Origin of the sequence: Aporhodopirellula sallentina SM41, from assembly GCF_000346505.1 — a bacterium.
GTDB classification, from domain to species: domain Bacteria; phylum Planctomycetota; class Planctomycetia; order Pirellulales; family Pirellulaceae; genus Rhodopirellula; species Rhodopirellula sallentina.
This window is the reverse complement of record NZ_ANOH01000476.1, coordinates 1-3,468: the sequence shown is the minus strand read 5'-3', so window position 1 is coordinate 3,468 and position 3,468 is coordinate 1. Positions and strand designations below refer to the sequence as shown.

Annotated in this window: 3 protein-coding genes; 2 read left to right on the top strand and 1 reads right to left on the bottom strand. The window is 58.8% G+C overall.

The genetic code is table 11. The annotated features are described in order from the left end of the window. Window positions 1–1,267 (bottom strand): hypothetical protein (locus tag RSSM_RS30640; protein ID WP_044304098.1); only part of this gene is annotated, 1,267 nt, incomplete at its 3' end. Between the two features lie 1,009 nt (window positions 1,268–2,276). Here RSSM_RS30640 and RSSM_RS30630 point away from each other — a divergent pair. Further along, on the top strand, window positions 2,277–2,744 hold the full coding sequence (locus tag RSSM_RS30630) for a type II secretion system protein GspG (RefSeq protein WP_008689182.1): 468 nt from the start codon (window positions 2,277–2,279) through the stop codon (window positions 2,742–2,744). A 26-nt stretch (window positions 2,745–2,770) separates the two neighbouring features. Beyond that, the coding region (locus RSSM_RS30625) for a prepilin-type N-terminal cleavage/methylation domain-containing protein (RefSeq protein ID WP_008689181.1) at window positions 2,771–3,468 on the top strand (698 nt) is incomplete at its 3' end.

The window sequence follows — 3,468 nt, the reverse complement described above, 5'->3', positions numbered from 1 at the left end:
CGACGCCGACTTCGGCCGCGTAGATCTCCAAGATGCCGCGGACGATTTCCTTTTCCGAAGGCGAGATGAAGTTCTGGTAAACGATCCCGGCATCGTTCGGACGGAAGTTCACAGGGAACGCATAGCGAACCACCTTGATGTCATCCGGCGTGACAGGATCGACACCTGTATTGGGCAATGTGTAGTGATTCTCGAGTTGGATTTCTCGGTGCCCTGGCTCGTCCGTACCGCCCGGGCTAGCAGGCAAGGCAACCGCACCGGCAGGGGAGATCTCCGAACTGACCTTCACCGCCGTTCCGGATCCAATATCGCCAAAGTTCCCAGCGTCGCCGACGTTGAGAAGATCACCAAACCAAGTTCCGATCTCTCCCGCAAACGGCTGGTCGGTCGGCACGGCGGATCCCGGCAGCGCCGACTTCAATCCGATATCGAGTCGGTACGTTGCCGTTGAGAATGCGGCGGCAAAATTGAGCTGCACCCGGTTCTCATCGGGGAAGTACTCGACCATGTCCGGGTTCACTGCCGCGGTGGGCGCGCCGGTCGTATCGACCAAACGATAGAACTCTTTGGTCTCAGCAACCGACTTCTCAATCTCTTGATCGTCAAAGTAAACATCGATCCGTTTGTCCTGGACCTGCAAAACACCGCCCACCCGTTCGATCGGTTGCGGAATGACGGCAATGACCTGCAAACCTCGGTCGAGCCGGAACGTGGTCAAGGAGTCCTGTCCGCCGTTGAACGCACTGCCGTCGGAATCCATCAGAGGATCGGCACCGCTGCCAATGATCTCGATCCGATAAAGGTCATCCGGGAAAGCAACCGACGGATCGGTCGCGTTGTGCGCCGCGGTGCTCGCCGGACGGAGCATGATCCGGTTCAAGTTTTCCGGGTCGGTTCCGCCGGGATCCACGAATCCGACATACCCGATCGAAACCTGAACGTCGTTGGCGTCACCGAATACGCCGTCGCCCCCAGCCCGCACCAAACGAATGGAGTCCGACGAGATCGTGCTCTCGTCAATACTCGCGTCGCCGTTGAACAGAAGGCTGAACTCACGTGGAGGCGAGTTCAGGACCGATTGTTCACGCAACAACTCTCCCGCATCGGGCCGAATGGCCAAAAGGTCGGCGGCGAGCAGCTCCCGCTTTTCGAGAGTTTCGTGATTGAGTCGACGTTTGAATTGTTGCGAGTTCGCGGCGGGTCGCTTTGTTTTGCGGGCGTCCGTGCGGGAAAATCTTGGGCGAAGAGTGCCTGAACGACGTGACATGATCAACTCAAAACGGGGGATAAGTGAACGCAACAGCACCGTCAAAGCTGAAGAAAACACGATTTCTTCAGAAATGACTGTTCAATTGAGACGCGATAATGGCGAAATTCGGGAGGAATGAATGCCTTTACAACCAGCACAGGCCCTACACTCCGCCCAGTCCTCATAAGAATAATTAGCGGCAAAACCCTTCGTGCCCTGCATCTGACTAAATTCCGCCGAAAACTTCGCTGGCGCCTTGATTTCGTGGAACTTTTATTTCACAGCAGGAAGGATGCGTGGCTTGGACAACCTTAACGGTTCATTTGTTCCGTGCGAACGACCTCCCCGTCCGCTTTGATTGCTCGCGAGTCCAGAACGACGCCCGGAAATCTGTAGAGCTTCCGCGATGCTTCCTCAGGTCGACCACCCTCCATTCGGGAGACCGGCACCTCCCCGCCTGTCATGCGAACCGCGCGCGAACTGCCCCCCCACGCGGATGCCGTAAGAAAACACGAGTGGTGCGTCCAAGCCTCGTTTTCGGGTTGCGACACTCGCCAAGAGTTTCGGGAGTGCTCGTGAATCACCAAAAGTCATGGCGACTTTCGCTGCGCCCTTGAACCCTCACTTCTTGACCGTGACGCACCACTGGATGAACGGGAACACCGGATGCCTTAGAAACACGGGGCGCCGTCGAGCGGTAGATTCGTGGCTGCGGTCGTCGCCCAGTGCCGATGGTCGCCCAGTGCCGATGATCGCCCAGTACCGATGCCCGCGCCTTGGATGGTGGGGAATAGGGCCTTGAAGTTACAGCCGGTTGGAATCCACGGTTGGATCGAATCAGACGGACACGAAACGGTCTGATTTCGGCCGCATCTCCGCTCGATCCGAGCGGAACTTACTTGCGATTCTGGGGTTCCATTGCACAATGGGGACGACTTGCAGACGCGACCGGTGTCGTGTCTGCTGGCCCCCCCGCCTTTTGGCAGCCTTCCTCGACCTTTCCCTCCCCCAAAGACTTTCACGAACCATGTCTCGCCGCTCTTTCAAACGCGTTCCCTCCCGTTTCCGTCCTGCACGCTTGGATCGCACCGCACGTCGGCCAGCCCGTCGCGGTGGTTTCACGTTGCTCGAATTGCTGCTCGTGCTCGCTATTTTGGTCGTCATCGGCGGCATCGTCGGCACGAACATCCTGGGTGCGAAATCGGACGCGGATATCAACGCGACCCAAGCCCAGCTCAACTCGCTCAAGAGCAACGTTGTCTATTACAAACTCAAAACCAACTCGCTGCCGGACGCCCTCGAGCAACTCCGCGATGGACCGAGCGACGCTGCCAAGAAGGCACAGTGGGTCGATTCGATCATCGAGACCGTGCCTGTCGACGCATGGGGTAACGAGTTCGACTTCAGCACCAAGGGCAACCAATTCGAAATCCGCAGCGCCGGACTCGACGGCCAAATGAACACTGAAGACGACATTATTGTCGAAGGCCGATAGGTATCACGCGTGACGAGAACGGCGACATGAGGCATGCACAACCGCAGGGCGAGCAGCGACCCGCGTTCGGATTCACGCTGCTCGAACTGCTATTGGCGCTGTCTATCTTTGCGGTCGCCGCCTCGCTCGTGATCCCGATCGCCGCGGGAATGTTGAGCGACCGGGAATTGGTTCGCTCGGGCGATCAACTGCGTGCCGAACTGACGCGATTGCGGGTCTACGCGATCCGCGAAGGCCGCATCATGACGCTGCAATCGAACCCCGAGTCCGGCGAAATTCACGTCGTCCCGATGTCGTCGGCGAGCGATTCGACCCAAACGAGCGATTCCACCGGCACGGTTTCGTCCCTGCTGACCGGCGCCGATCAGGTGATGGGGACCCTCGCACCGACGGGCGACACAACGCAAGAAAGTTGGAAGATCGAACTGCCTGAGGGAATCGTTGTCCGCAGCGTCGTGACGTCGCCGGTCGGCGGATCGTCTTCGGTCGAGTCAGCGAGCCTCACCGCAACGGCCGCCGCAGTTACCAATACCGATGACGGCAGTTCAACGACGGGGACGTTGCCGGTCGTCTATTTCTACCCCAACGGATATACGAGCAACGCGATCATCACGCTCGGCAACGCCGCCGATGAACGGTCGGGCGAATCCGCCGCAGCCGAAATCGCGGTCCGGGTGCAGGTCCGCGGATTGACCGGGGAAGTCACATTGAGGCCCACCCTATG

What these genes read in the sequence shown, in the direction of transcription:
- RSSM_RS30630 (WP_008689182.1), top strand. Translation starts at nt 2,277, where the DNA reads ATGTCTCGCCGCTCTTTCAAACGCGTTCCCTCCCGTTTCCGTCCTGCA.